2 tRNA genes and 1 rRNA gene are annotated in these 1854 nt (G+C 52.6%); all 3 read left to right on the top strand.

Annotation, left to right across the window (positions count from 1 at the left end):
• The first annotated feature begins 34 nt into the window (after positions 1-34).
• Positions 35-1566 (top strand): 16S ribosomal RNA (locus Q335_RS0103325).
• Between the two features lie 78 nt (positions 1567-1644).
• Positions 1645-1721: transfer RNA gene (locus Q335_RS0103330), tRNA-Ile, on the top strand.
• A gap of 18 nt (positions 1722-1739) precedes the next feature.
• Positions 1740-1815 (top strand) — tRNA-Ala (locus Q335_RS0103335).
• The last annotated feature ends 39 nt before the right edge of the window (positions 1816-1854 follow it).

A 1854-nucleotide genomic window follows, 5' to 3' on the forward strand; every position in this document is an offset into this window, starting at 1 on the left:
GCAAATTCATAGTATTGCAGACTAAGCAGGAATTGAACTGAAGAGTTTGATCCTGGCTCAGATTGAACGCTAGCGGGATGCTTTACACATGCAAGTCGAACGGCAGCACAAGAGAGCTTGCTCTTTTGGTGGCGAGTGGCGAACGGGTGAGTAATGTATCGGAACGTGCCCAGTAGCGGGGGATAACTGGCCGAAAGGTCAGCTAATACCGCATATACCCTAAGGGGGAAAGGAGGCTTTTAGCTTTCACTACTGGAGCGGCCGATATCAGATTAGCTAGTTGGTGGGGTAAAGGCTCACCAAGGCAGTGATCTGTAGCTGGTTTGAGAGGACGACCAGCCACACTGGGACTGAGACACGGCCCAGACTCCTACGGGAGGCAGCAGTGGGGAATTTTGGACAATGGGGGCAACCCTGATCCAGCCATCCCGCGTGTGCGATGAAGGCCTTCGGGTTGTAAAGCACTTTTATCAGGGAAGAAAAGCTACAGGATAATACCCTGTAGTGCTGACGGTACCTGAGGAATAAGCACCGGCTAACTACGTGCCAGCAGCCGCGGTAATACGTAGGGTGCAAGCGTTAATCGGAATTACTGGGCGTAAAGCGTGCGCAGGCGGTTCGGAAAGAAAGATGTGAAATCCCAGGGCTCAACCTTGGAACTGCATTTTTAACTAACGGACTAGAGTACGTCAGAGGGGGGTGGAATTCCACGTGTAGCAGTGAAATGCGTAGAGATGTGGAGGAACACCAATGGCGAAGGCAGCCCCCTGGGATGATACTGACGCTCATGCACGAAAGCGTGGGTAGCGAACAGGATTAGATACCCTGGTAGTCCACGCCCTAAACGATGTCAACTAGCTGTTGGGCCTGTATGGGCTTGGTAGCGCAGCTAACGCGTGAAGTTGACCGCCTGGGGAGTACGGTCGCAAGATTAAAACTCAAAGGAATTGACGGGGACCCGCACAAGCGGTGGATGATGTGGATTAATTCGATGCAACGCGAAAAACCTTACCTACCCTTGACATGTCTGGAAGCTTTAAGAGATTGAAGTGTGCTCGCAAGAGAACCAGAACACAGGTGCTGCATGGCTGTCGTCAGCTCGTGTCGTGAGATGTTGGGTTAAGTCCCGCAACGAGCGCAACCCTTGTCACTAGTTGCTACGCAAGAGCACTCTAGTGAGACTGCCGGTGACAAACCGGAGGAAGGTGGGGATGACGTCAAGTCCTCATGGCCCTTATGGGTAGGGCTTCACACGTCATACAATGGTCGGGACAGAGGGAAGCCAAACTGCGAAGTGGAGCCAATCCCAGAAACCCGATCGTAGTCCGGATTGCAGGCTGCAACTCGCCTGCATGAAGTCGGAATCGCTAGTAATCGCGGATCAGCATGCTGCGGTGAATACGTTCCCGGGTCTTGTACACACCGCCCGTCACACCATGGGAGTGGGTTTTACCAGAAGTAGTTAGTCTAACCTTCGGGGGGACGATTACCACGGTAGAATTCATGACTGGGGTGAAGTCGTAACAAGGTAGCCGTACCGGAAGGTGCGGCTGGATCACCTCCTTTAAGAGCACAAGCTAACTGCTTGGGTAGTGTCTACGCTTATCGGTTGTTGTTAGTCGAGCAGCCTAAAGTTACCGCATCGGGTCAGTAGCTCAGTCGGTTAGAGCACCGTCTTGATAAGGCGGGGGTCGTTGGTTCGATTCCAACTTGACCCACCACTTATTTAAACAACACATGGGGGATTAGCTCAGCTGGGAGAGCGCCTGCTTTGCACGCAGGAGGTCATCGGTTCGATCCCGTTATCCTCCACCATGTTTTTTAAGGGGTGGATGTAGCAGCGGTTAGGTAATA

The sequence above is a fragment of the Brackiella oedipodis DSM 13743 genome (assembly GCF_000621025.1).
In the GTDB taxonomy this organism is placed as follows: domain Bacteria; phylum Pseudomonadota; class Gammaproteobacteria; order Burkholderiales; family Burkholderiaceae_B; genus Oligella; species Oligella oedipodis.